The organism is Pedobacter hartonius, from assembly GCF_900107535.1.
Classification (GTDB): domain Bacteria; phylum Bacteroidota; class Bacteroidia; order Sphingobacteriales; family Sphingobacteriaceae; genus Pedobacter; species Pedobacter hartonius.
The window spans coordinates 1-25,569 of record NZ_FNRA01000020.1; the positions used below are offsets into that span (position 1 = coordinate 1).

General features: G+C 38.0%; 28 protein-coding genes and 2 pseudogenes. 11 read left to right on the top strand and 19 right to left on the bottom strand.

All coding sequences use genetic code 11. The features are described from left to right. Positions 1 to 233: 233 nt before the first annotated feature. A complete protein-coding gene (locus tag BLW16_RS22075) occupies positions 234 to 1,139 on the bottom strand; it encodes a helix-turn-helix domain-containing protein (RefSeq protein WP_090560060.1) in 906 nt (301 codons plus the stop codon). A 62-nt stretch (positions 1,140 to 1,201) separates the two neighbouring features. After that, positions 1,202 to 1,654, bottom strand: coding sequence for an SDR family NAD(P)-dependent oxidoreductase (locus tag BLW16_RS22080; protein ID WP_245735419.1), 453 nt, complete (start codon positions 1,652 to 1,654; stop codon positions 1,202 to 1,204). Between the two features lie 442 nt (positions 1,655 to 2,096). On the opposite strand from BLW16_RS22080, the gene BLW16_RS22085 reads away from it, so the two are divergent. After that, positions 2,097 to 3,002: an alpha/beta hydrolase gene (locus tag BLW16_RS22085; RefSeq protein ID WP_090560089.1), complete on the top strand. Its 906-nt coding sequence runs from the start codon at positions 2,097 to 2,099 to the stop codon at positions 3,000 to 3,002. Between the two features lie 780 nt (positions 3,003 to 3,782). After that, positions 3,783 to 4,420 (top strand): annotated as a pseudogene (locus tag BLW16_RS22090) (SDR family NAD(P)-dependent oxidoreductase). Positions 4,421 to 4,572: 152 nt separating this feature from the next. Here BLW16_RS22090 and BLW16_RS22095 read toward each other — a convergent pair. After that, the gene (locus BLW16_RS22095) at positions 4,573 to 5,553 is read right to left on the bottom strand and encodes an aldo/keto reductase (protein ID WP_090560061.1); all 981 of its coding nucleotides are present in this window, start codon (positions 5,551 to 5,553) and stop codon (positions 4,573 to 4,575) included. A 209-nt stretch (positions 5,554 to 5,762) separates the two neighbouring features. Here BLW16_RS22095 and BLW16_RS22100 point away from each other — a divergent pair, with 209 nt between their 5' ends. Beyond that, on the top strand, positions 5,763 to 6,101 hold the full coding sequence (locus BLW16_RS22100; protein WP_090560062.1) for a winged helix-turn-helix transcriptional regulator: 339 nt from the start codon (positions 5,763 to 5,765) through the stop codon (positions 6,099 to 6,101). A 350-nt stretch (positions 6,102 to 6,451) separates the two neighbouring features. Here BLW16_RS22100 and BLW16_RS22105 read toward each other — a convergent pair whose 3' ends face one another. From BLW16_RS22105 to BLW16_RS22115, 3 genes are all read right to left on the bottom strand, one after another. Beyond that, a complete protein-coding gene (locus BLW16_RS22105; RefSeq protein ID WP_394332045.1) occupies positions 6,452 to 7,114 on the bottom strand; it encodes a site-specific integrase in 663 nt (220 codons plus the stop codon). A 37-nt stretch (positions 7,115 to 7,151) separates the two neighbouring features. After that, entirely contained in the window at positions 7,152 to 7,328 is a 177-nt protein-coding gene (locus BLW16_RS24120; RefSeq protein WP_394332046.1) for an Arm DNA-binding domain-containing protein, read from the bottom strand. A gap of 742 nt (positions 7,329 to 8,070) precedes the next feature. Beyond that, on the bottom strand, positions 8,071 to 8,283 hold the full coding sequence (locus tag BLW16_RS22115; protein ID WP_139298384.1) for a hypothetical protein: 213 nt from the start codon (positions 8,281 to 8,283) through the stop codon (positions 8,071 to 8,073). Positions 8,284 to 8,426: 143 nt separating this feature from the next. Between BLW16_RS22115 and BLW16_RS22120 the strand changes: the two genes are divergently transcribed. Then, on the top strand, positions 8,427 to 9,872 hold the full coding sequence (locus BLW16_RS22120) for an SEFIR domain-containing protein (RefSeq protein WP_090560066.1): 1,446 nt from the start codon (positions 8,427 to 8,429) through the stop codon (positions 9,870 to 9,872). 23 nt (positions 9,873 to 9,895) lie between these two features. After that, positions 9,896 to 10,867, top strand: coding sequence for a hypothetical protein (locus BLW16_RS22125; RefSeq protein WP_090560067.1), 972 nt, complete (start codon positions 9,896 to 9,898; stop codon positions 10,865 to 10,867). An 8-nt stretch (positions 10,868 to 10,875) separates the two neighbouring features. Here the strand turns inward: BLW16_RS22125 and BLW16_RS22130 are convergent, their stop codons facing one another. From BLW16_RS22130 to BLW16_RS22180, 10 genes are all read right to left on the bottom strand, one after another. After that, positions 10,876 to 11,904, bottom strand: a complete 1,029-nt coding sequence (locus BLW16_RS22130) for a hypothetical protein (RefSeq protein WP_139298385.1) — start codon at positions 11,902 to 11,904, stop codon at positions 10,876 to 10,878. Between the two features lie 18 nt (positions 11,905 to 11,922). Beyond that, entirely contained in the window at positions 11,923 to 12,282 is a 360-nt protein-coding gene (locus tag BLW16_RS22140) for a hypothetical protein (protein ID WP_090560070.1), read from the bottom strand. A gap of 8 nt (positions 12,283 to 12,290) precedes the next feature. Beyond that, complete coding sequence (locus BLW16_RS22145) at positions 12,291 to 12,662, bottom strand: hypothetical protein (RefSeq protein ID WP_090560071.1); 372 nt, start codon at positions 12,660 to 12,662, stop codon at positions 12,291 to 12,293. 2 nt (positions 12,663 to 12,664) lie between these two features. Further along, positions 12,665 to 13,294, bottom strand: a complete 630-nt coding sequence (locus tag BLW16_RS22150; protein WP_090560072.1) for a hypothetical protein — start codon at positions 13,292 to 13,294, stop codon at positions 12,665 to 12,667. Further along, the gene (locus BLW16_RS22155) at positions 13,294 to 13,620 is read right to left on the bottom strand and encodes a hypothetical protein (protein WP_090560073.1); all 327 of its coding nucleotides are present in this window, start codon (positions 13,618 to 13,620) and stop codon (positions 13,294 to 13,296) included. The genes BLW16_RS22150 and BLW16_RS22155 overlap by 1 nt, the downstream gene beginning before the upstream one ends. Before the next feature lie 171 nt (positions 13,621 to 13,791). Then, entirely contained in the window at positions 13,792 to 14,424 is a 633-nt protein-coding gene (locus tag BLW16_RS22160) for a hypothetical protein (protein WP_090560074.1), read from the bottom strand. A gap of 58 nt (positions 14,425 to 14,482) precedes the next feature. Then, a complete protein-coding gene (locus BLW16_RS22165; RefSeq protein WP_090560075.1) occupies positions 14,483 to 16,411 on the bottom strand; it encodes an ATP-binding protein in 1,929 nt (642 codons plus the stop codon). Then, positions 16,398 to 16,919 (bottom strand): ABC-three component system middle component 5, encoded by a 522-nt coding sequence (locus tag BLW16_RS22170; protein ID WP_090560076.1) that lies wholly within the window; start codon positions 16,917 to 16,919, stop codon positions 16,398 to 16,400. Before BLW16_RS22170 ends, BLW16_RS22165 begins: the two co-directional genes overlap by 14 nt. Then, positions 16,906 to 17,487, bottom strand: a complete 582-nt coding sequence (locus BLW16_RS22175; RefSeq protein WP_090560077.1) for an ABC-three component system protein — start codon at positions 17,485 to 17,487, stop codon at positions 16,906 to 16,908. Before BLW16_RS22175 ends, BLW16_RS22170 begins: the two co-directional genes overlap by 14 nt. Continuing rightward, complete coding sequence (locus tag BLW16_RS22180) at positions 17,487 to 17,843, bottom strand: hypothetical protein (protein WP_090560078.1); 357 nt, start codon at positions 17,841 to 17,843, stop codon at positions 17,487 to 17,489. Before BLW16_RS22180 ends, BLW16_RS22175 begins: the two co-directional genes overlap by 1 nt. 216 nt (positions 17,844 to 18,059) lie before the next feature. Between BLW16_RS22180 and BLW16_RS22185 the strand changes: the two genes are divergently transcribed. The 6 genes from BLW16_RS22185 (at position 18,060) to BLW16_RS22215 (ending at position 21,734) form a co-directional block, all read left to right on the top strand. Further along, complete coding sequence (locus BLW16_RS22185) at positions 18,060 to 18,839, top strand: hypothetical protein (protein ID WP_090560079.1); 780 nt, start codon at positions 18,060 to 18,062, stop codon at positions 18,837 to 18,839. Positions 18,840 to 19,008: 169 nt separating this feature from the next. Continuing rightward, entirely contained in the window at positions 19,009 to 19,302 is a 294-nt protein-coding gene (locus BLW16_RS22190; RefSeq protein WP_090560080.1) for a helix-turn-helix domain-containing protein, read from the top strand. Continuing rightward, positions 19,299 to 19,562, top strand: coding sequence for a helix-turn-helix domain-containing protein (locus BLW16_RS22195; protein WP_090560081.1), 264 nt, complete (start codon positions 19,299 to 19,301; stop codon positions 19,560 to 19,562). Before BLW16_RS22190 ends, BLW16_RS22195 begins: the two co-directional genes overlap by 4 nt. Further along, a complete protein-coding gene (locus tag BLW16_RS22200; RefSeq protein WP_090560082.1) occupies positions 19,559 to 19,864 on the top strand; it encodes a hypothetical protein in 306 nt (101 codons plus the stop codon). Before BLW16_RS22195 ends, BLW16_RS22200 begins: the two co-directional genes overlap by 4 nt. A 302-nt stretch (positions 19,865 to 20,166) precedes the next feature. Continuing rightward, positions 20,167 to 20,736 (top strand): BfmA/BtgA family mobilization protein, encoded by a 570-nt coding sequence (locus BLW16_RS22210; protein ID WP_090560084.1) that lies wholly within the window; start codon positions 20,167 to 20,169, stop codon positions 20,734 to 20,736. Positions 20,737 to 20,738: 2 nt separating this feature from the next. Then, complete coding sequence (locus BLW16_RS22215; RefSeq protein ID WP_090560085.1) at positions 20,739 to 21,734, top strand: DUF5712 family protein; 996 nt, start codon at positions 20,739 to 20,741, stop codon at positions 21,732 to 21,734. A 65-nt stretch (positions 21,735 to 21,799) separates the two neighbouring features. On the opposite strand, the gene BLW16_RS23800 is transcribed toward BLW16_RS22215, so the two are convergent. The 3 genes and pseudogenes from BLW16_RS23800 to BLW16_RS22230 form a co-directional block, all read right to left on the bottom strand. Next, positions 21,800 to 22,375, bottom strand: coding sequence for a DEAD/DEAH box helicase (locus tag BLW16_RS23800; protein WP_317039986.1), 576 nt, complete (start codon positions 22,373 to 22,375; stop codon positions 21,800 to 21,802). A 30-nt stretch (positions 22,376 to 22,405) separates the two neighbouring features. Continuing rightward, positions 22,406 to 25,202, bottom strand: a pseudogene (locus BLW16_RS23960) (DEAD/DEAH box helicase); the annotation flags it as partial. Beyond that, the gene (locus tag BLW16_RS22230; protein ID WP_090560088.1) at positions 25,195 to 25,500 is read right to left on the bottom strand and encodes a hypothetical protein; all 306 of its coding nucleotides are present in this window, start codon (positions 25,498 to 25,500) and stop codon (positions 25,195 to 25,197) included. The gene BLW16_RS22230 and the pseudogene BLW16_RS23960, both read right to left, overlap by 8 nt. Positions 25,501 to 25,569 lie beyond the last annotated feature (69 nt).

The window sequence follows — 25,569 nt, forward strand, 5'->3', positions numbered from 1 at the left end:
GAATTTATGGAAATGTTCAAAAGTTTGAATCCTGAATATAGCACAACAACAGATAATAATTTATTGCCATTCGCTATGCTTTCTGCTTTCAATGGGCTCGCATGAGCCAATCGCTTGTGAAAAAGTATTCAAGTTGGCACAAGACGTTATCGATGTACTGAGATGCCTTGGGCCGAATTCGAATCCCAAAAAAAATTACAGTAGAAAGATCTTGGAGTGACCGAAAGATTGTCTTATTTAAATTTCTGTCGAAATTGCAAGGGAGATTGGCTCGTTTTCTTTTTGAACAATTTGTTGAATGACTGGGGATATTCAAAACCTAAATTGTAAGCAATTTCAGCAACCGACAGATTGGTTACCGATAGGTATTCCTTGGCTTTATTAATAAGTTTTGACTGTAGGTGCTGCTGGGCACTCTGTCCGGTGAAGGAGCGTAACAGATCGCTTAAATAATGGGGTGAAAGGTTAAGCTGGCCAGCGAAGTATTCAACTGATGGAAGACCGTTTTTCGAGGTTTCCTCTCCTGCAAAATAGGTTTCTAAAAGCTGCTCCATCTTTGCCAGTACATCGTGATTTACCATTTTCCGGGTAATAAACTGTCTACCGTAAAAACGGTTGCTCAAGTTTAATAAAAGGTCGATTTGCGAGAGTACGATGTCCTGGGTATGTTTATCTATATGATGTAGCTGTTCATCAATTTTGAGAAAAATATCTTCAATGTCGATCTCCTCTTTTTCAGAAAGGTGCAACGCTTCATTAAGTGCATAGGAAAAGAACCCATAATTTTTTATCTTCGATACCATGGGATGCCTGTATAAAAAATCGGGATGGAAAAACAGTGCATATCCTGCGGAGGGGCCTGTGTCGTAAACGGGAGGGCTATCAAAGGAAAACACTTGGTTGGGTGCGACAAAAGTCATTATGCCTTTGTCATAATCATAATACTTTTGACCATACTTCATTTTTCCGGCCACATTTCTTTTTAGAGATATGCAATAAAAATTCAATGAAAAATGTTGCCATACCGCATCATCGGCAACCCGGATATCCGCAATCCGAACTACGCTTACCAGTGGATGCAAAGGTTCCCGCAGGGAAAGCATATGGTGTTTTTCGGATATAGAATTAATAATTTTCATTTTTTGATAGTTACAAATTTACAGAAATAATAGGAATTCTGGTTACCGGTTGTTTAAAATAACTATCCTATGATCTGTTTACGAATCTCTTTCCTGAATGCCTCGCTTCCTATTTCCAAGCGTCTGGCATACAGGGATTTTGTATCATCCCCTGCAAGGTAACGGACCTGATCTTTTCCGTCAGTGGCGGCTTCATAAACAACTTCGGCAACTTGTTCTGCCGGTACAGCCAGGTTCATCATGGAATCGTTTGAAAGGGTCAGTTTATTTTCCAGAACGCTATACGAGGGATGCAGACTTTTTTCCAGCGATCTGTTTAAAAAGTCCGTAGATGTGGCCCCAGGTGCAACTGTTTTTATATGAATATTGTGGAGGCCGAGCTCAAATAACATACTTTCCGACCAGCCTTCCAATCCAAATTTTGCAGCGTGATAGATTGAATGCAATGGAAATCCCAAAAAACCACCCATAGATGTTGTGCTGATAAATACCCCTCCGCATCGTGGCAATGACATTCCACCTCTTTTGCTGGAATAATCTAGCCGTTGGTTTTCCCAGGCCTGTCGATGCGCCGGTAATGAATATTGTCTTTTTCATTTTGTCTTTTAGGTTCTACGGTGCAAAATTCGACTTTGACTTTATGATCCATGTATCCAAGCCGGATTTAATTGTATCCGAACCGTGGGCTATATATTTACCCGATATCTTTTCACTAGGTGTCAATTTTTATCCGTATCCAGTTTGGACACAACCAACCACGATATGGATACATGTAACCTGTAATTACTATTGATATTTGTACTCTATAATTCAAATATGAAAAACAACCGCCGCTCATTCATTCGTAATACCGTACTGGGTACTCTAGGTACCTTTGTTATCCCCAAAGTTGTACTATCTGCATTCCCAGGGGTTGAAGAAAAAGTGGTAAGTTTAAATGATAATAAAAACAAAAAAATGGAAAGAGTTAATTTTAAAAACAGAAACTGGCAGATTGCTGCGAATATTCATTTTCCGGAAGGTTTCGACCGTTTAAAGAAGTACCCGGCCATTGTGTGCGTACATCCCGGCAGTAGTGTTAAAGAACAGACAGCGGGTATGTATGCCGCAAGATTAGCCATCGGAGGCTTTGTGACTATTGTCTTTGATGCTTCTTTTCAGGGGGAAAGTGGAGGTCAACCCCGTTACCTTGAAGATCCTGCTACTCGTGTGGAAGATATACGATGCGCCGTCGATTACCTGACTACATTGTCATTTGTGGATGAGGGACGTATTGGTGTACTGGGTGTTTGCGCCGGTGGAGGATATGCAGCGAATGCAGCTTTAACAGAGCGTCGTATAAAAGCGGTCGGAACTGTTGTAGGTACCAATGCCAGCCGTGCGTTTGGCGAGGCAAACACCCTGCAGACACTGGAAGCTGTGGGCGAACAACGTACTGCAGAAGCCAGAGGAGCAGCACCTTTAATTACTAACTGGACACCTAATTCTGCCGAAGAAGCAAGGCAGAACGGCATGGCAGGATTTGATATGCTGGGAGCAATTGATTATTATAGAACACCGAGGGGCGAATATCCAACCTCCTGCAATAAACTTCTTTTCACTAGCATGTCCGCTCTGGTAACGTTTGATGCTTTCCATCTTGCTGAAAAGTTATTGACCCAACCGCTACAGATAATTGTAGGTGATAAAGTGGGCGAATTTGGTTCTTATAGGGATGGTTTTGACCTTTATAATAAAGCAGCTTCTACCAATAAGAAAATATACGTGGTAAAAAGTGCAAGCCATTATGATCTGTACGATCAGCCTGGTGCTACGAAAGAGGCCCTGGATCAACTAATCCCATTTTACAGAGAGAATCTTTAGTCTCATTTCCGTTCGGAGTTGTCATAGATGTCAATTTTTTTTGAATATTGACATCTATGACCTGTTATTAATACCTGTATCGCTGAAGGTTATTATGAATTAAGTTTTACATCTTCTAAGCTAATTCGAAAAAAATCTCGTTTAGGGTTTACTCTTTTATTATTTCTCAAAAGGATAAAATAGGCATCACTTTTTGTAGGTCTTTAGTCTTTTCAAAAAGAATGGCCAATGGCCCCAGGGTACTAAGTGCCATTACAACATCCCTTGATTTTTAGCTTGTCGTACAAGGATAAATGGTCTAGAATAACAAAAGCGCAAGTAATAACTTTAAACTATAAATAAATTCTATGATTGAATTGGGAGCAAAGGAATAATTTCCGCACAATTGCATTGTGACAGAATTTTATTCCAAATCAATCAAATAGTATTTATATTAGAGCTTTAGATATGATTTTTTTATAGCAGAGCACGTTTTTAACCTAAATATGTTTCAATCGAACCGTTTATTATCAGAAAAGCAGTATTAAATTTATATCTTTTATTAGTACTGTCAGTTTTATTGGTGCTGTTTTGCATCTATATTTTTGATGAGCATTTTACATTCATAGCAGTAAATACCTTGGAGAAAAAACGGAAAGAAACTATTATGAACCGTATGAATTTATGACCGTTATAGGCCAGCGAAATTTTGCATACAAAATACCTCAATTAGCAAACTTTTGATTACCGGATTCGATAGACCTCTGGATAAATAAATAGTAAACTCGAACGAAAAAAGTATTGATTACCGGAGCCAATAAAAGTATTGGCTTGGAAACTGCAAGACAACTATTGAAAAAAGGATATTATGTTTTCTTAGGATGTCGTAATCTAAAAAATGGTCAAGAAGCCATCGAGAAACTTAGGTCGGAAGGCTTGGGAGAGGCCGAAGCCATCCTGACTGATATCACAGACCAAAATTTGGTTGAAGCGGCACGTGCTGAGATCGGGAAAAAAAATGACGTTCTGGATGCATTGATCAATAATGCAGGAATGAGCGGCGGTTTTCCCCAACCCTCCTTGACAGCCAACATTGATGTCATGAACAGTGTATTCAATACTAATGTTTATGGTGCTGTAAGGGTTACCCAAGCCTTGACCTATTGAGAAAAGCGCAACAACCGCGGATTGTAAATGTATCATCTGGTATGGGTTCTTTGACTTTATGCAGCGATCCCACATTTCCATATAAGGACGTAGGTGGTATTTATAGCCCATCAAAAGCAGCACTTAATATGTATACGATAGCTTTGTCACTTGAATTACGCGATTCGCCTTTCAAGGTAAATGCTGTGGACCCTGGTTTTACCGCTACTGATTTTAACAACCACCGAGGTATCCTCTTGATCCTTTTCCTGAGTTATTCAGAAGCAGGCTAACAAATATTCCATGCTTTATAGTGTCTTTATATATAATGTTGCTTCAAGCTTGTACAGGTCTGCCACCATATATTAATAGCAGACCGTGAACATTCCTATAAAAAACTAATCTAATGGAACTGTTGAATGTCGATAGTAAGCTTCAGAGTTAGTTACCATTTCTGTTCTATATTCTTTCGCAGATAGGAGTTGTATACATTAGTTACGGCATCTAATTCTTCTTTTCTCAAGTCGGGCATGCTTAATGTTGAAAGGTTACTTGTGACTTGAGCGGCATTACTTGCACCGGGGATAACTGCTGATACTTCCTTATGCATCAAAATGAATTTCAGTGCTTTCTGTGCTAAATTTTCATCGCCTAATATCGCTTTTAATGCTTCCATCGCCAATATTCCATTTTCATAGTCAACACCGGAGAATGTTTCCCCCTGATCAAATGCCTCTCCGTTTCTATTGAATTTGCGGTGGTCATTTTCTCCAAATACGGTTTGATTGTCAAATTTCCCTGTCAACAGACCACTTGCCAAGGGAACTCTTGCAAGTATCCCTAAATCTTTTTCGGCAGCCTGGTCAAAAAATAATTCACGGGGTTTCAGACGGAACATATTGAATATAATCTCTACCGCTGAAATATCAAATTGACTCGCATTGATAGCCTCTTCAACTGTCTCTACACTCACACCATAATGCGCAATTTTACCTTGTTGCTTTAATAGATCCAACGTTTCATAAACAGCAGGATCTTTATATATCTCTCCTGGTGGACAATGTAATAAAACAAGGTCCAAACTTGAAACCTGCAAATTATCCAAACAAGCATCCACATATTTTGTTAAATTGACCCTATTATAATTGGAAGCCGTATGTGGATTTGTTTTACGTCCAACCTTTGTAACCACATAGACTTTGTCTTTGACCGTCTTTAAAAATTCTCCTACGGTCTTTTCGCTCAGACCGTCTTGGTAGATATCTGCTGTGTCAATCAGGTTTACACCGCCTTGGTAGGCTTCTTGTAGAATATCAACAGCTTTAGAATGGTCGAATCGTTCTCCCCATTTTGCACCAAGTTGCCAAGTTCCTATTCCTATTTCACTAACCTGGTATGAAGTTTTTCCTAATCTCCTATAATTCATATTAATTTCTGTTATTATAAAGCACGCTATCTGAAAAAATTAAATCCATGGACGACACCATTTGAATTTACAAGCCAAAAATAAACCATCAATTTTTAATTGACAATACATGGAAACATTATCATATACTGATTAATTTATCAGTATCTCCGATGAGATCAAATTGGATAATTTGTCGTAATTTCCAGCTCCCAAATTGATGAGATAATATGCGCGAACGAAAAATGCCAATATATAATGGTTGCGGTTACAGTCTTACCATGCAGGTCATTGGTGGAAAATGGAAGATCTGTATTATTGATGCATTGCGGAATGGCCCCTTAAGACCCAGTGAATTATTTAAAGCGATTCCCGAAGCGACTGAACGAGTTATCAATCACCAGATTAGAGAACTGTTAATGTACAAAGTTATTGATAGGACAATTTACGCTGAACAGCCTCCCCGTAGTGAGTATTTTATAACCGAACTTGGTAAAACTGTCTTTCCGTTAATTGATTCATTGGATGACTGGGGTGATAAAAACAGAGAGATTTATGGAGATATTTAACTTTGCAGCTAACAACATTTTAGTATTTACCTATTGAAAATGATATTTTATACACGAAAATTTTTGGAAAAAAAATCCCTCTTTGTAGAGACTCTGATTCTTTTATTAAGTGTTCAAGCTTACGCTCAGGATGTCTAATTAGTTTATAAGTATCACCTCTTGATAGTCAGCATTGTGAGCTAAAGTGTAATTATATTTAATCCTGAATAAATCTTAAATCCCAAAATTTCCCCCCGCGCATTTGCGGCCTACGGAACCCCTTCGCACCATTCCATCACACTGGTGTAAACAGTATGGATTGTCTTTATACCGATGAAGAATATCCGCTGCAACCGGTAGCAGTGGCACTGCTACCCGTGTTCCAGTCTTTTTCCTATAGCTGAACAACCATTTTTCCCATCAACTCCTGCGCCAATGTCAGATAACTTTAACTTCTGTACATCCGCATAAGACAAACCCGTATAACAACTAAACAGGAAAAAGTCGCGTACCTGTGTCAGTCTATTTGTAGTAAAACGTTTATCGGCAATTCTTTGCAATTCCTCTTTGGTCAGGTATTCCCGATGTACGATCTTAGTCTTTAATTTATAACCAAAAAATGGATCACTGATAATCCATTTGTTTTTTAAACAGATACGGACAATTTTACCAAGATTTTTAAGGTGCTTGCTGGCTGTATTAGTTCCGTTGTCCCTAGAGGTATGGAGGTAAAAGTCGAAGCCATCAATAAACTCGTGATCTATGTGACGGATATTGAGATCGCTTTTCTGGTATTTGAATGATAGATAATCTTTCACGTGCCTTTCCAAGACCTCAAATCTTCTTAGCGTGCCTTCAGCATAATCATCTTTCCCAACCAACTGCCGCATATTGTCGTTGTGTAATTTAATAGCCTCGCAGATAGTATGCATCTTTTCATCTTTACCAAGATAGTGACATTTTACCGTGTCGGCCGTAATCTCCACATCTTCTCGGCACAGAAGGATATGAGATGCTGTAACGCCAACTTTCATCTTATCCAGATAACTATTTAAGATTTCAGCTTCTTCTTTATTGCCTGTTACGTGTCCCTTTTTGGTGTTCCATAACAGGGGGGTCGCATTCTCTGCTTGCGGAAAGCTCTGCACGTTTTCCGTCAACGGTAATCCTTAAATAGATAGGGGCAGCGCCTTTAAGGTAGTTTTTTGGTTTCTTCAGATAGAAAAGAAGACTGAAAGTAGTTTTCATAATAACTGATTTAAGGTTAAACAAAGTTAAGCCTTGCAGTCTATATACGTCAAGTCGTTCAATGGATGAACTTACTGTAAATCAATAATTTACATCTTTTTTGGTGAGTTCCAAATCCCCCAATTTTACTCACCGAATCACTCACCTTTTTACTGTGAATTTTGATGAATTTCAGGTATTCCTGTTAACGAAAAAAGCTTGCAATCATGTGATTTGCAAGCTTTTACGTAGTATTGATACTATTCTCTGTGATCCCGCTGGGATTTTCACCTAGTGCAAAAATCAACGTTTGCAATATGTTAGAGTGGTTTTGAAATTCGAACTCCCCGAATAACGCACCTTTTTTTTAATAAATAATGGTTGCAAATGCTATATAAATATAAGAATTTATCTATAATATACAAAACAGAATTAATATTTTTATATCCCAGTATTCTACTTTGGTTATAAGTGGAGAGAGGGGAATCGAACCCCTCAAGCCCGCATTTTGGGAAGTAGATGTAACTTTGGTCTGCACTTCACTAAGCTATCTCGGGGTGGTATTTCATACCAATATCTCCGCTAAGGCCCCACACCAGATTTTTTTGCCAATAGTTTTATAGTCTACATTCATAATTCTTTGTTTTAAATGCTTAAATACTAATTCCAATATTTCATGGAGAATAACACCAAACACCACCCCAAAGACCCAGTGAAGTAAAAGAGCTACACCTACTTTGATCCCCAATATCTATAATGATCTTTATTCAGCCTCGTCTATACTTTCGATTATTTTTAAAGAAATCAATGCTCCTTTTCCATTCTGATCTGTAAGCTCAATTGATTTTTCAAGTGAGGAAGTATTCGTTCTCACACTGCTCAAAAGGCCAGGAAAATGATCGCCCGCTTTTGTGTTTACGATTACATTTTGGCCTCTTAGCGATTCTGCGATTGCCTCTAAATTGTCAATACTCATTTTAATTGTTTTATGGCTAAAATTAGTTTTAATCAGCAAGATTATCAACTATTAACAAAATGTATTTTTTCAAGTCGATCTAATTTGGTGCAGCATGATTTCTTTGCTTATATTTAACTGAATTCAAAACATCAGTGATTTTAATGAACGAATTATATGATATTGCTCCAGAAGGACAAGAACCGGACAGTTCTTTGCAACTAAGACACTTAGGATCAAGGCGAATTATGGCAACTTTCAGTATTCCTAGGCGCAACGATTATGGCGAGCGAACTTATAGTCGCCATTCTGTCGACCGCGATGTTAAAGCTAGCGATTATGATGGATTATTTGCTAACATGATCTTTAAAACGAATCCTCCCTATGATATTGAACTGCTTTTAGATCACCATTACAGAAAATTTGTCGAAGCTAATCACAATGACCATAAGATGTTTTTACGTCACATCAAATATGTGGTGATACCTATTTTGGAAAAGCGCAAGCAGCACCAAATCTATGTAGGCTTAGTAAACGAATGGCTCGACCAAATTAGGGAATTGGATAGTACAAGGGATAAAACAGGAATTTTAGAGAATCAGGAGGTGACGGTAAAATCCAATTTTGAAAATCAAAGTTTAAAAAAAGATATAAGTATGGATGATGCATTTATTTCCTACAGTTGGGATAATGAAGAACATGAAGAAAAGGTTTTGGAATTTACGGAACATCTTCGAAAAAATGGATACGACGCCAAGATAGATAAGATGATTAGCCAACAAGAAACGGCTACAAATTTTGTTAAAATGATGCATCAGGCGATGTTGAAACATAAAAAGATCATTATTGTTCTTTCTGAAGGCTATAAGAAAAAGGCAGAAACTTTTACCGGGGGTGTTGGCGAAGAATACCAGCTTTTATTAAACGATATTTCAAAAAATCCTAAAAAATATATTTTAGTTAGTTTTCAGGGACGTTCTGACGAAATTGTTCCATTTGGCTTACAGGGACGGGACATTACAGACCTTTCCCGTCCTGATGGACTTGATACATTATATCATAAGCTATCTGGAACGGATAAATACATTTTTTCCGAAGTTGCTCCAGAAAAACCCGATCTTAAAAGTATTAATATAAGCGATTTTAAAGCGGTAGATCCGGCAAAGGTTATTCAAATTGAGAATCCTTCTATAGTTTTGGATGGTTCAGGAAGTCAAGGCGGTATTTATAAAGAAATTGAGTTTAAGGTTGTTTTCGCTTTCAAGAATATTTCTGGTAAATCAATAGAAGGTTTTGCATATGAGATCAAAATCAAAAGGGAACTCATTCCTAAATCTTATTATGAATCCGTTCATGAGGGCTATTACATCATAGGCGATAGTATTTCGTCTAAACTGTTTCCTAATGCAACAGCAAAAACTGATATTTTTGATGTCAAAATAAATGCCCATGCCATCCATCAGATATTGGGAACAGTCATAACAGTTATGGTTCATACTGATTATGGTACTCATACAAGAGAATTCCAAGTTGAGGAGATGTTCAAAGTTAGGCAACCAAACCAAAATTGGGGTGAACCTGCACCGTTAACACGAGAACTCTTCTTATAAAAAATAAAAATGTCAAATAGAATATGAAAACAGTCGATATAAGAGATTTAGGAAAATACAAATCACTTATGGAATCTCTGCATAACCGCTTAGAAGACCTAGAATCAGAATTTAAAAAAATTCAAACCCTTTTTGACATTGACGTCTCAGACGATAATTTCAATGCTGCCATCAGTTCTTTTTATTTCATTTTTGATGTTGTGCCGCTCATGTCTTTGACCATGAAACCAGATGAAATTGATTTGTTTAGGGCTAGGGTTAATCAAAAAAATGCATTGTTCGATTCAGCATCAGAAATCTCGTACAATAAAGCAAGACCGGACCTAATCGAGGCAGGTCGCTTTAACCAGCCTAAACAGCCTGTCTTTTACGCCTCTTTACCTGTTGAAAAGGGTAAGGTTGTTCCGTATTTGGCTGCTTGTTTTGAAACCTGTAAAGGCTTGATCGATAAAGATAATTTAGTCAACCTGTTAGATTTTACTATTGGCCGATGGAAAGTTACCCAGCCATTTCACGTGATCAATCTTTGCTTTGATCCAGAACACCTTCAGTACAGCCCTAGTCTCAATTTTGCAGTCCAATCTTATTTTAACGGCCTGGCTAGTCACATGAGTGTTGAAGCTTTTGCATTTGTTAAACGTTTCCTAGGCTATTTTTCAGAAATGAGTGGACGCCAGAGTTTGCAAAAACGCGAATATTATATCTTGACTGCGCTCTTTTATGCCATTCGGTTTTATTATAAAAAACATTATGAGCAGGATGTTTATGGCTTGGTTTTTTCAAGTGCTGCAACTGAAAAAAATGGCCTGAATGTAGTGGTGATGCCTGATGCCGCAGATAACTGTCTTGAACTTGACGTCATTATAATGTACCGTTTTTTCAGAGACGATAAGACATTTGTAGCAGATAAGTGCTCTGATATGGTTCGCGCTGCAAACGGAACTTTCAACATTACTGGATTTCAGCAAATTCCAGATCGCAAATCTTACGGTTAATCCTTCTCCTAGTTTAAAAAAAGTTTAATCGCCTTTTTTATCTGTTTGATGTACTCGTCACGAAATCTTATGCCGAACATTCCATTTTCTCTTGTAGTAAAAATAGCGGGGTCTGCATCTGGGTTCGTATCCCAAAACATCACACCTAAGTCACTGTGAAACTGCTGTCCCTCGAACAAATGGACACAAGATATGACATTTTTGGACGAGCAGTTAGGATCTATCTCTGTAATGGGGAGCCTATTATTTAATTGTGGGATATGATAAATCTCAAAGCCAGCTTCGATAAAATGACGAACAATGACATCCCCATTTACATAACTGTTGTGGATAACGGAAAGAACTGCGGGCTGACCGGGCATAGTGAAATCATACTTATAAAAGATATAAGTAATGTCTTCAAAGCGATGGAATTTACCGCCCTGAAAGCAAACTACATCAAATCCGCCACCCCATCCATTTCGTAGATTTATGGTACTTTTACGCTCTAGGTTTAAAAACGCCATACAGGCTGAAAGTATGTTTTGCAAACTACTTTCTTCAGAATTGTCATCGTCGTTAAGATAATTGAGTTTCTGCATTAGATAGCTGATCCAGTCCATCGCGCCACTTCCGCATGATAACACATCTATATCTCCATGGCCTTGTTCGTGAATCCAGTCACCTATTTTGAGTACGAACAGCTGATCCGGAAATTCTGATCCACCCATAGCGAACAAAAGTGAGCATTCTTGACCGTATTCATTTGATGTTAAAAATTCATTTAAGGTTGCCTTACTGACCTGTCGGTGTAAGAAGAAGTCACTAATGTCCCGGTGTATTTCTTCAAGAATTGTAAGGCGCCCGGAGAAAGTTACACATAAAATGTCCTGGATGATAAGCGTTTTCACATTGAAATCAATTACAGGGGTCGGTGAAAAGGTTTTATTGTTTGTTGATGATAACAAAACTGTACTTAAAGTGCCCTTTTCGGATATAGCTCGGTCGCTAATGATTAGTGGCCGCCCATATCCATTAATCATAGAAATGAGAGTCATGGGTATATTTATTAAATTTTAGATGTTGAACTCCCAGTCCTTTGGATCAGCAATATCCGGAATTTCAACGGCTCCGTATGGAAAGGTCTCCGTTAAATAGCCGAATTTTAGAACAGGATTGTAGATCAGTTTTGGATTCATCTTCAGTTCCTTTGCAAAAAGTGCCGCAGCTAATCTTCCCAATCGCTTCTGAAAATCTATTGAATCATACTGGGCAATAACATAATCTCCAATCTGAGTTATCAATGACCCACTTAGATTTATGGTAACCAACATTTCTTCAATTTCTGGAAGATCGGTGCTGATGAGTAAAAGAATTGTTCTGAAATCGTCTGCGTTCCTGGGTTCAAGACGCCAATTGGTGATGGTTATTCGCATAGTTCAATCTATGTTGTTTGAGCATTCAATTCATTGAAATATGCACGCCCTCGTTCAGTAATGGAAAAGTTGGGCCATGAATCCTGACCGTGAGATCCAACCGTTAAGTAACGTTCGATTATTAGATCCCAAATGATCTCTCTCACTCTTGAACAATCTTTGGTATCCAATCCTCCTTGATAGGTGGTATTGGGGGGAATCACAAGGCCAATATTGTTCATTTTCAAATGCGATAATACACTATAGTTTGTGAAGCTTGAAAAATTAAAACTGCTTGCATCTTTGGTAAACTGTTTGAGCACCACTTTTTTGAGTTCTTCAGTGGATAGGTCGATAGGAGGATAGTCTCCGAAATAAGTAGTATGCTGGTTTAGATTCATAGTTAAATGGGATTAGCTTTGATCCATTCGGTTACGCAACTGGCATATTCCAAAAATGTCAGATCGTTTCTTTCCCAATGCAAGGCGTCACAATAATCAGGTAGAGCATTTACAAATTCATGATACCTGCCAGAAATGAACTGACCACTAGCTATGTTATTCCGTCTGGTATTATTGTATAAAAATTTCCTTACGATGTTGATGGCCTGATCTGCAGAATTCCCATGACTAGATATGTCAGTACCAGAAAGATCAGATATAAACTGTTGGTATCTAAATTGTGCACTATCCATGACCAGGATTTTCTTGTTTTTATTGTGATGTTCTTTCGCTGCATATCGCTGGGCACCCATAAATAGACCAAGTTCGAGCGGCATATTGAAACGTGCCAAATTAGTATTGACGTCAAGATCTGCCTTTGAAATGTCATGGACACCATACTTGCAATCTTCGATTATCCGGATCAACTTTTGAAAGCGAATATCCCCGCTATCCTCTTCCTCTCTGGCACATCGAGCTATAAAACCGCAATCATGAATGGAGAAAACAATCGCTTCAAACATAGGATGATAGTTTGCATCGAATGGGCAGTTGATAAAAACATTATTTAAATAATCTGGATGCTGCGGCATTATTTCTTAATTGTCTTTTTAATGACTGCACTGACTTTTTTTGCCATTTTAGTAGTGGCTTTTGGATTACTTTTAACTTTTCTTAGTGAAGCTGTCTTTTGGTCAGGAGTAATCGGGGTTGGTTTAACAGTTTTCTTCGTTGCCTTAGCTTTTGCAGGCGTTACTTTCTTTGCGGCAGTTTTTTTTGCAGCTTCTTTTTGAAGTGTCTCCAGCTTTTTGTCACTGCGCGCATCGCGGCCATCCGGGTTTTTTATCGTACCTGGTGCTACACCTAATTTTTTCTCAAGCCCCCCGACTGTGATGTCTTTCCTGATTTTTCTTGCCATAGTGTAAATTTTACCCAAGATACTTATTTCTAGGCACAATAAAAATGAATGAACTGTGGCATATTCAAAAGACCTTATTCGAAATTATCGAAGAGGCTAGACCACATTTAAAACAACATGAGACGGCTTCAGCTAATCCAATTGTAAAGAAAGTTGTTGAATTCGCTTTTATCATTTCTGGAATCTATTGATCCATCTTTTGTTTTCATAAAGTGTTGAACGGCTTATCTTGCTAGAAGCATCTTTTCCTAATGCGTTCAAATAATTCTTGATTGTAGCATAAATAGGTTGAGGCATATGCTGGCTAATAGTTATACGTTTAATTATATCCAACGTAATATCAATTTCAAAAAAAGTTTCGTCTGAACTATTTTCCACAATTATTCTATATTCTTCTTCACAGCGGTACGGCCAACGCTTTGTAAAGGGCATGTCTTCAATGTCGATAACGGCATCTTTTTTCTCAATTTCGAGAAGTTTTTTATAAGAAATTTTATCATGACGTAAACCAGGTATTTTATTAATAATATCAAATAATTTTTCAGCATCGAACTCTATCACACAACCGCTTGTTCCATCAGAAAATGTTTTCCAATGGTGCACAGTTTCGTCTCCATGTGATAGGCACACAGCAAATAAATTTTTAACGCCCTTTTTCCTTTTATAACTTAAGATTACTTCTGAGTCATTTCTATCATCCCATAATTTTGGATCTAAAAGCGTGAGTTTTCGCCTTTCTAATAAATCAAGTAGTACTGGTAAGGTAGTAAACCTATTTAATTTTCTTATTTTCTTTGTTGTCATAGGAAGAATTAAAATGGATAAAAATCATGAACTTATCCTAATTGTAAGAGAACATAATTTATAGATTTTGAAGCGTGCGATTACCAATGGTGTGGAATTTTCCAACAACCAGATCACTTTTATTGAGTTCGTCAGTTATATATGAGGTAGTATAAATAACCTGATATGTTGTTGGATCAAAATCTTTTAACCGTTCAATAAGTATCTTCTGAAAATTCTGTGCCCTTTTTTCTTCAATTCCTTTATCCTCCATGTTATCTGCCAATATAAAGCGTGGATATCTCATTTCTGGAATTGACAGCGAGGCTAGAAAAAGAGCAAATCGTGCAGAAATCTTTAAGTAAAAGTTAGAACTGGCAGAATATTTAGCATACTTACTTGATAAGAAAGCAATATTATTTGAAAAATCTATATGAAAATCGTTAGCGTTCTTAAACTCATCCTGCCGATGAAAGTCATTAGTTAAAAAATATAGTGCTTCTTTTTTAATTTGATTCTCAACACGAAATTTCAAAGTATTTTGTTGATTCTCAATTTGTTTTATAAATGCATCAATTTGATCTCTTTGCCTTACTAACTGATCTCGCCTTTCTAATAAACTTGCATAGAACTGCGCATTTTCAAGCATCGTCCGGAATTGCATAATTTCACCTTCCGCTAATCCTTTTTCAGTTGCCAAATTTTCGATCTGTTCCTGTCTGCTTGTATTTACATCTTCAATCTCGCTATCGAACTGCTTTTGTAAATCTTGTAATACACCAGTCTCTTTTTTAATTTGGGGTACCATAGCTTCAAGTTCGTCTTTTAACAACTTTTGAATGCTATTAGACTCGATAATTTGAAAATTAATCTCCTGCTGCATTCGCTTCACCTGAGTTAGGCCGTATGTAGAATCTATTGTTTCTTTACACAGTTTACAAGATTCCTGGCCATCTGCTTTAACGTGGGGTTTGATTTCAGATAAGCATTCTGGACAATACTCCAATTGAAAATTATTCAGAAACTCCCTAGTAACGGATGAGTTTTTTAATGCTTTCAACTTTTCGTTTAAAGAACCTATGAAAAAATCGTTATCTAAAATTTCATGCTGTACATTAATATAATCATCTTTTAATTTGGTTACTACACCACGCTGTTTAGATATCTCAGAAGACAATTGTTGATATCTGAATTTGTCAGCTTTGATAGTCCTCACTCTATCGGCAGCTTTTAAGGTAATAATCTGCTGTTCGATTTCACTGATTTTTTTTTCTGTATTTTCGATCTTAACCTCAATATGCGATGGATTAAGAAGTAGCGCATTAGAGAAAAATCCTTTTGTAGCCTTTATTTCGCTCTTTAGCTCGTCAATTTCTTTAGTGATATCAATTAATCCCTTTTTATTTTGGTACAAATCATCATCGTATACTCCGAGCAAAAGATCCGCCGTAGTTTCCCTAGTAATTTGGGAATCAAACTGTTCATATACAAATAAAGAACCGGTTGGGGATTCTTGATCAATATACATCAATCTCAATAATTGATGTATGGTAATGTTGCTATCTCCTTTTACAGTAGGGATGTTTAAATTGTCAAAGATAACATTTGAGAAGCTTTTAGTTTCAGGATAAGAGTTATATCCAAATTTTTGCCAGTGTTTATCTGTTGGTGGATTTCTAGATTCTTCGTAGTTTCCCCAAAAAAAATAAATAGACGTTCTTGTTTTTACTTTACGATTTTCATCTAACTCGATTTGTCTTCTGAGCGTTATAGTTGCACCACTCATTTCTGTTTCTGCAAAAACTTCCGAGCATTTCTTTGCTTCAGGAACGAAGTCTGTAAACTCTCCCCCCAAAATATAAAATATAAAATTCGAAATAGTTGACTTGCCACTACTGTTGTCCCCACGAATTATATTTACACCTTTGTGAAAAGCCTCGTTATAAGCAATGGAACCGTTTAAAGAGATAACAACTAAACGATTGACAAAAAGGTTATTGGTAATCATATTTGCTAACCATTAATTTAGTTCTACTTTTTAGTCCATCAGTACCAAACATTGATATTGATGAAAAATGGTAAACCATCATTGTAATAATATTTTGTTCTGTAAAACTTAAATCTTCAAAACGCCCTTCATAATCTTTTAATACTTCCTGTGAAATAATCGAAACCCGACCTTCTTTCAATAAGTCCTTATTAATAATTCCATAGGAGGCAAGACATTGTAAAGCTGTTAACTGATATGGTCGCAACTTCTCAAACACCTTTTTATTATCAAATACTTGATTATAAGGGTTGTTTCTCTGCTTGACGAAGCGAGCTCTTAATTCTTTTATATCCTTGTCTCCCTCTTTTAAGGTAATGGTATGTATCTGCTCTGGAAATAGCAAATAGAAATCCCGTATCCGAAGGCGATCAAGTTCAACAAAGTTGTCCTTTTTGACATGAGTAAGCAACCGTATCATACGGTAGATTGCATGGTAATAATCAAATGCTTGATTATATACTATCATAAACCGCCCAGTTTAAATGACATTTGCCTGTAAGAAAGAATATCATACCGTAAATTTCATTAGTTGTGTAATTCATGAAGGTGTCATCTTTTCCATCTTGATTAATAAGATCAATAATAGGTTGTACAATCTTTTCAAGAACGGCTTGTTTCACAACAGTTTTTGCAGCCCCCTCATCTATTAATGGTTCTATATAGGTTTCGAAATAGAGACTTATTAAGCTAAATAACTCCATATCAATTAATTGAGCTGTTTCATATAGCTTGTTTTTTTCTAACTTTTTACTATACATATGTTTTCTCTTAGTAGCTCGAAGGATCTCAAGATTACTGAACCCACCATCCATTAGCTTATCAGGCATACTTCGGCCATCGAGTTTAGTATTGTAATTTTTAAAGTCTTCCATAAAATCTGATAAACGAATATCTTTATCAACCTCTTCCTTTAAACGTCTAAATCGCTGTCCGAGCCTACTGATATTGGAAAAATCAATATTCCCATTCAATTGACCTACATTGACTTGCTTACCAACGGGGGCGATATTACTTACATTCTGAGGATCTGGCATTACATTTCAATATTACCTGAGTTGGTCTGTATATTAATTTGTTTTTCGATCTTATCATAAGAATTAATATTCTGTTGGAAATTACCACTAAGTAAATTTTGTGATTGGTTAATAAGCTCGTTTAGTTGTTTGGCAAATGTTTCATCCTCCAAAAGATACTGCTGCAATTCGGTTTTAAATAATTCTTGATCTGTACCTGCTAACTCTTCTACTTTGTCCTTCCCTTTTTTGGTAAAAGGTGTTTTAATTAGATTCCAAATATCCTCTCCAACTTTTCGAGCGACACCTTCTTGTGTTTTTTCGAGAAAAGGTTTTGCGAGTATAAAGGCTGTAGATGCGAGTGTTAAAATATCCATGGAGTTTTAGTTTGGTGTACTCTCTAAAAGTAGAAAAAAAATTATGTTATAACCATTTTTCTTGCTCAGAATATATTATTTTTTTCCATATTTAGCTCAATAGTTGTCAATGTTTATAATACATCAATAGGTCAGAACTACCATTATGGATTAATAATCGTTAAATTTGGGTAAGTAAATTCTATCGTTTATGTAATACAAGTAACACCCGAAGCCATGCCCAACAGATATTTCAAAGCACATGAAGCCTATAACCTTAATCCAAACCGTTATGATATAGGTACTATCATCGGGCTTAAAAATGGCTACGAAGATAATCTTTTCATTAAAAAACTATTTACGCTACATGAAGCGGAATATCTTGCCTTTTACCAATATCACCTTGATTATTTTCTAGGAAAGGAAGCGGAGGGCGAAGAGGAATTTTTCACCTTTGTCTGGCAGATAGTGCTAAGACGTATTAACTTTATTGAGCATAAAAATCCCTTTAATTCAAGCCATGCCCTTGATATGGAGATACTGGCAAAATTGCTGCACTTCCAAAAGTATCTTCGCTCCATTGACCAGTGGCATACCCAAAAAACCCTGCCTGAAATTATCGCCGATCAGCACGAAGTAATCAGGAAGCAGCAATCAGAAATTGCAGACCTTACAGCGGAAATAAAAGAATTCCGCCAGTGGGACGGCTATATTATAATCAGGGACGGACAGGCGCTGGCCATACTCGACCTTTGTCTGCAAATGCAGAAACTAGAAGCTTCGGATGGCAAAGAATTGTTAATCACTCCTGCACAAAAAACATGGGCAAAGATGATTAGCAAGTACTTCAGGGAAGTTGACGAGGAAAATTTAGGCGAGGTAAAAGAAATTAAAATGGATAAATTAAGGCATTATTTACGGGGCATTGACCTTAAAGATCCTCAAAAGAGGGAGAATAAAATACCTGAAAAACACCTGCTATACACCATCACTCCAGCAAAAAAGAAACGGAAATAGCATTTTACTTCGCACTTGACCTCTAAAAGAAATGGTTTAATATCATATTGATATTAAGATTCTTAACCACTTACTAAAGACATATCCAAACTACTTCAAATTTACCACGCAGACTCCGAGGTAATATAAAGTAAGCTCCATAGCATTCTTTTGTCCCAAAACAAAGGCTATGGAAATTATCAATGAACAAGCCCTTAGCCATTGCATCAGAGGTGCGGTAAGGGCAGAACTACAACAACATTTTAAAACAGGCAACAGTTCCGTACAGGAGTTGGAAGAACGCCTGTTGTCCAAACAGGAACTAGCCAACGAATTAGGCATTTCGCTGGTTACCCTTTCCGACTGGATGAAAAAGGGGTTGCCCTTTTTACGCCTGCACAGGCGTGTGTATTTCAAAAAAAGCGAAGTACTTAAAATCATGCAGCAAACATTACCGATTAATTTAAGGAGGGAAAAACTATGAATGTAGAGATCATCACAAAAGAGGATTTAAAAGAATTTAAAACCGAGATGCTGGCCGAGATCAAGCAACTAATTAAACCGGAAGAAGGACAAGCTAAACAATGGTTAAAAAGCGCCGAAGTGCGCAAGCTGCTTAACATCTCGCCGGGAACCTTACAAAACTTACGCATCAATGGGACGCTACGGTTTACAAAGATTGGCGGTATGATGTATTACAAATTGGAAGACATTAACAGATTATTAGAGGGAGGCAACAAATGACTGATACACGCATTCAAAACGAAGCGGCAGAATACAGCAAATGGGTCAGGCGTATGGGTACAGACAGCCGGATACTGGCTACCCATGTCAGCCTGTTTACCGCACTTTTTGTGTGCTGGCAACATGGAGGTTTTACCAGTCCCTTTGCTGTTACCCGCAAAAAGCTAATGGCATACAGCCGGATCGCATCCATTGCCACCTACCACAAATGTATCCGTGAACTGGATCAATTTGGGTATATCCGTTATCAACCATCCTACCATCCCAAGATGGGCAGCCTGGTCTACTGGCCGCTTAAATGAGCGGTCAGTAGATTTTCAGGGGAAGGCCATAATTAAAAGACCTTCCCCTGAAACTATGAGGGGTTATGGAACTTGCAAAAAAGTCCTTTTTTCCTTCAAAAAAAAGGAGCAAGCGGTGGTTGGGCAGAGCCTCACCATCTGGCCTTTACGCTAGCGTAAAGGCTGTTTCAAGAACCTTCCAGAGGTTCTTGTGGCCGCTGGAAGCGGTAAAGCAAAAGAAAAAGGAACCCCTATTAGGGGTTGGTATAGCTGCATATATGTATATACAGCTATATGATTAGTCAACTAAAAACTAAATGATTATGAGTACAGAAACTTTAAGAACCATTAAATATACGCCGCAAACGGCTATGAAATTCGACAAGGTCGCCCTAAAGCTGGGACGTTCAAATCGGCTGGTATTCGCCCAAATGGTGGATTATTTTTACCGCAGTAAAAAAGATCCGCTGGACATTAACGATGAGTTGCTAAAAAACACACTGCTCAAACATCACAAGGATTATATCGGTTTTATCAAGACCCAGGAAAATGACCTTTTGATACCGATCAAAAGAGAAGTGGACAGGATGATCCGCAACCAAAGAGACATTGTAATCTATTTTGATAATCAGGAAAAGCACAATAAAACGATGCAGGCCGGACACCTGGATTTGGTGGCTTCGCAAAACGTACAGCTCCGTAAATTGAATGAGTCAGATCAGGAAATAAAAATAATCTCCCGCAAGTTGACCAGCAAAGAGCAAATGAAGATCCAATTCCATTATATCATGAACAATTATATCAAAAATAGGGATGCCTTTGGCATGATGACATCTGCAAAAGAGAAGGACGACCTTATTCAAAAAACCAAGCACCAAATCGATCTTTTATAACGATGTATATTAATATAACGGACAACAAAGAAGCAGCAAACAAGGGCAGCAGCGGAGCCCTTGTAAACTATCTGGAAAAAGAGAACCGCCTAGAAAATGGAAAGGAACCTGAACTTTGGTTCAACGGGCAGCGCCATGATATTGAAGCTTATGAAGTCCGCCATGCACTTGACGGTAATAATGCCAAGTTGGGTAAAGATGAGGCTAAATTTTTTCTGGTCAATATCAGCCCCAGCCAAAAAGAACTCGCCCATTTAAAAGAGCTATTTGGCAAGGAGGAACTTAAAGAACAATTGAAGGCATATGCAGAAAAGGTAATGGATGAATACGCTCGCAATTTTAAACGTCCCGGCATTAACAGCAGCAAAGATCTGCTCTGGTTTGCCAAGCTCGAAAACCACCGTTATTACACCTACAAAGACAAGGAAGTTCAAGACGGAACCAAAAAGCGTGGGGAGAAAAAGACGGGCGATCAGATCCATATTCAGGCTATCGTCAGCCGCAGGGATATTACCAACAGGATCAAACTTAGTCCGATGAACAGCTCTAAGGGCAGGAATATAGAACACTCTAAAAAGATGGGACAATTTGACCGCATGGCTTTTAAACAATGCGGAGAAACCCTGTTTGATGAGAAATTCGATTTTGAAAGGAACCTGAAGGATACAATGGCTTATGCCAACATTCAGAAGAATGGCACCCTGAAGCAGCGAGAGCAGTTGGATATGCTGGAAAAAGGGGCATCACAAAATTATCAAAGCAAGTCAATAGCCAGCGAACTGATAAAAGATGTGGCGGAAGGTCTGTTTCATACTACTGGGGATATGCTCGAATCCGTAGGCAAGAGCATTGGTGGATTTCTTGAAATCCTGATGGAGCCAGTTTATGATCCGGGAATAGCACCCAACGATATAGACGATGCCCAAAGGCGTAAGAAGAAAAAAAAGAAAAGAGGCCAGTCAACAGATCAATCACAGGGACAGCAAATGAGCCGTTAAATATGCCTGTTAGGTATTCAAATAAGCCACTACAATTTGTAATGGCTTAAATTCCGTCCGGCGATTTATCCAAATAATTTCAGCAGATCATCTTTGCCTAGCGATTTTAATATTCCCTCATCCGTTGGGATCAGTTCACCTGCGAGCTTTCTCTTTTTATCCTGTATCTCTAAGATTTTTTCTTCCAAAGTATCTTTACAGATCATACGGTAGGCCATGACATGTTTATCCTGCCCAATCCGGTAACAGCGGTCAATTGCCTGATTTTCTACAGCAGGATTCCACCACGGATCTACCAGATAGACATAGTCAGCGGCGGTTAGGTTTAATCCTGTTCCACCTGCTTTTAAGCTGATTAAAAACACCCTGCAAGCCTCTTTTTCCTGAAAATTTGCTACCGCTTCTTTTCTTTTATTCAAAGTGGTTTTTCCATCCAGATAGGCGTAAGCTATGCCCTGCTGTTCAAGTCCCGATCTGATTAAGCCTAACATTCCGGTAAAAGCTGAAAAAATCAGCAGCTTATGGCCTGTTGTTTTCTCCATAATGTGTTCCATAAGTTCAATGATCTTACAGGAATGTCCATTAAAATCAGGTGTATCTTTGATTAACACAGGAGAGTTACAAATTTGCCTAAGTGTCATTAAGCCTTTCAATACGTACAGTTTAGAATTTTCAAGTCCAATAGTGTCAATTTTATCGTTCAGATAAGCCTTAAACTGTTTACGGTACCTGTCATAAATTTTTCGCTGGGCAGGTTCCATTTCGCACCATATCGTCATTTCTGTTTTGGGTGGCAGATCAGTAGCTACCTGCTTTTTGGTACGCCTTAAAATAAAAGGCTTTGTCATCATTAGCAATGTTCCAGCCCGCTCGTTATCCTCATTATCTCCCTTTGCTGCAAGGTTGTCCTTAAACATTCTTAGGCTACCGAAAAATCCGGGGTTCACGAAATTCATCAGTGCATACAGATCGGAAGAGCTATTTTCTACAGGTGTTCCGGTTAGTGCAAGCCGATTTTGAGCCTCTAAGAGCATCACCATTTTAAACTTTTGTGAAAATGGGTTCTTAATTGCTTGCGCTTCATCCAAGATCACATAATCAAAGCTGATCGTGAGTAAAAAGGTAATATCAACAGCAGCCGTACCATAGGAAGTTATAACAAGATCATACTTATTTAATTCGGCAATATCCTTTTCCCGTTCCGTTCCATGAAAAACCAGCACATTTAAATTTAGCCGCTTCTTCCTGCCAGTTATACAATAAAGACGTTGGGGCTAGCAGCAGATGGGGAGCCGTAGAAAACCCTTTATTTTTAAGGTGTTGAAGCAGGGTGAGTACCTGCAAAGTTTTTCCCAGTCCCATATCGTCGGCCAGCAGGCCACCCCATCTTAAGGATTGCAAATGGCACAACCAGCTATAACCTATTAACTGATATGGCCGCAGTACGGCATTCAGGTTATCAGGAACGGGTACCAGCGGTATGTTCTCCTGTTCACTAAACAGTTTATCCCTTGCAGCAACCATCTTTGCAAGATCAGGTCTTTCGACTTTATTATAAAGCTGATCTATCAGCGTGTAATGTTGTCCGGCAAGTTTTACCCCTTTGTCGGTAATCGTACCACTTCGAAAAACGGTATCCAATTTTTCAAAAAAGACATCCGGTAAATGCGCCGTTTTCCCATTGGATAGATACAAAGTGGTTGAACGCTTTTTAAGGGCTTTCTGAATTTCTTCAGGACTAAGCTCAACTTCACCAAAAGTCACAGATACACCAATATCAAACCAGCCTTTTTCTTCCTGTACGTTTACAGCTATGTCAGGTAACTGTATGTGGAAATCAATGCCAGTAAGGTTTTCCAGACCTGTAAAGGTGACATTCGGGTCATTAAGGTTATAGATTGTTCGGGCAAACCAGAGTTCAGTTCTAAGGGTTTCTTTTGACAGGTAAAAATATGGCAATGCTTCCTGCTTATTAAATGCGGCATGCAGTTCCATAAAAAAGGTTTTAAATTTCAGTTCATCCGCTTTGTTCCGCTGTACCACATGAAATAAACCCTTGTTAAATTGCAGCATTTCAGTACCGCCGGACTGAACAGGTACGTCGAAACCTTCATTATATACAATTGAAGGTATAAAGGCAACATATTCACCCTGATCTTCGACCCTGATCTGTTTTGATTTAACGGTAAGCCCCAGCGGTTCTGTTCTTTTTGACAGTTTGAAAATTACCGGATAACTCAATGTAAGTTTTGATAAAATACCATTGTTGAAATCTTCAAGGTCATTTTTAAGTATAGTAAATATTCCACCTGCCTTAACCAATTCACCTATAGCCTGTCCTTCTTCGGGGCTAAAGAATTGGTAAAATAGTTCAGGTGCATGTTTCAGGGAAAAGAAAAAAGGCTCTTTTGCAGGTAATACCTCGCCGACTTCAAAATCCTGTCCGTTTATACAGGCATTGTGACGCAGCTTATAATGCCCCTCGTGTTCGGATAAGATAAACCTAAATGACACCCTGTCGTCGGTTAAGGCAATCGGCCGCATGGAATTTTTTGGAAGGTTACCCTTATAGGACAGTTTATTGTAAAAACTATGATAGAACAGGTTCCTTTGATCCTTTAGCAGCGGGACTATGCTTTTCCAATAGTTAAAAGCGATATGCCTTAAGTCTGCTTTTTCTTCATTGGTCGCATGTCTGTAATGCTTATGTACCGTTTCAAAATTCAATAACTTATTGAAGTCTAGGCTATGTCCATGCAATAGTTTTCCTGCTGAATCCAGACGTTCTTGCCCAAATTCAGGATTATAAAAATTAACAAAAGACTTTATGGCGTTCCCTTCGGCATTCAAAATTGCCTTACATGGGATTAGAAAGGGAATAGAAAAATCATAATGAGCTGCTATAGCATAGCTAACTAAGATTGAATCTTCTTCTTTTGTTTTCACCGGAGAGAGGAAGAACGAATGGTACGGCGCAAAACGTTCAGCGTCAATGTCATTTTCAAACTTGTAAATGTGGCCAAACTCCGGCTTAGGGACTGCCTTTACATCTTTATAATAATGAGATTTCAAGGTTAGGTACTTATTAAAGAAAATAGTATCTGTAAAAGGATATGATTTAAAGCGTTCAAAGTATCCATGATCTCTTTTTTCTATCATGCGGGTAAACAGCTTGGTAACGTGCGAACAGAGGTGGGTTATTTTGCTGCCACAATTGCAGGACACCAGAATGTAATCGTTAATCAGGATGATTTCCTGATTATAAGTATCACGCCATCCTGAACGGATGGTTATTGTACGGCCTTTAAAATCTATAATCTCATAATCGAAATATACATATTTTTCAGCGTCAGATTCTTCTATAGCAATCAAATCAGCAGGATTAGGCAGTTTTGTATCCTTATCCAGCAAGAGTTTATAGGGGGTAGAACTTTTCCTTAATGGGGTGTTTTTTGAATCCTTAACCATTTTGAGTAGTGTTAATCAAGCGTTCGTAATTGTCCATCCAGTTCACAAAGGTTTCTTCGGCAGAAGCATGCAGATTTTTAACCTTGTCAAAAAGAATATTTAAGTCTTGGGTGTCGATGTTGTATTTTTCGGAATATCTGTAACCTAAGTAAGCACCTTCAAACACCGCTAAGAGTCTTTCATCTTCGGCACTGCCGTCAAACATCAGTAGGGATAATTTGGTAGTGAGACGTAAATTGAATTTCAGCAGTGCTTTTATGCTATGGGTGGTTTGGAATTGCAACAATAAAATGGACATTCAGTTAAGCTGCAATATTTTCTTTATTTAAGTTTTTACCAAATTCCTCCGGGGACAAATATCCCAGTG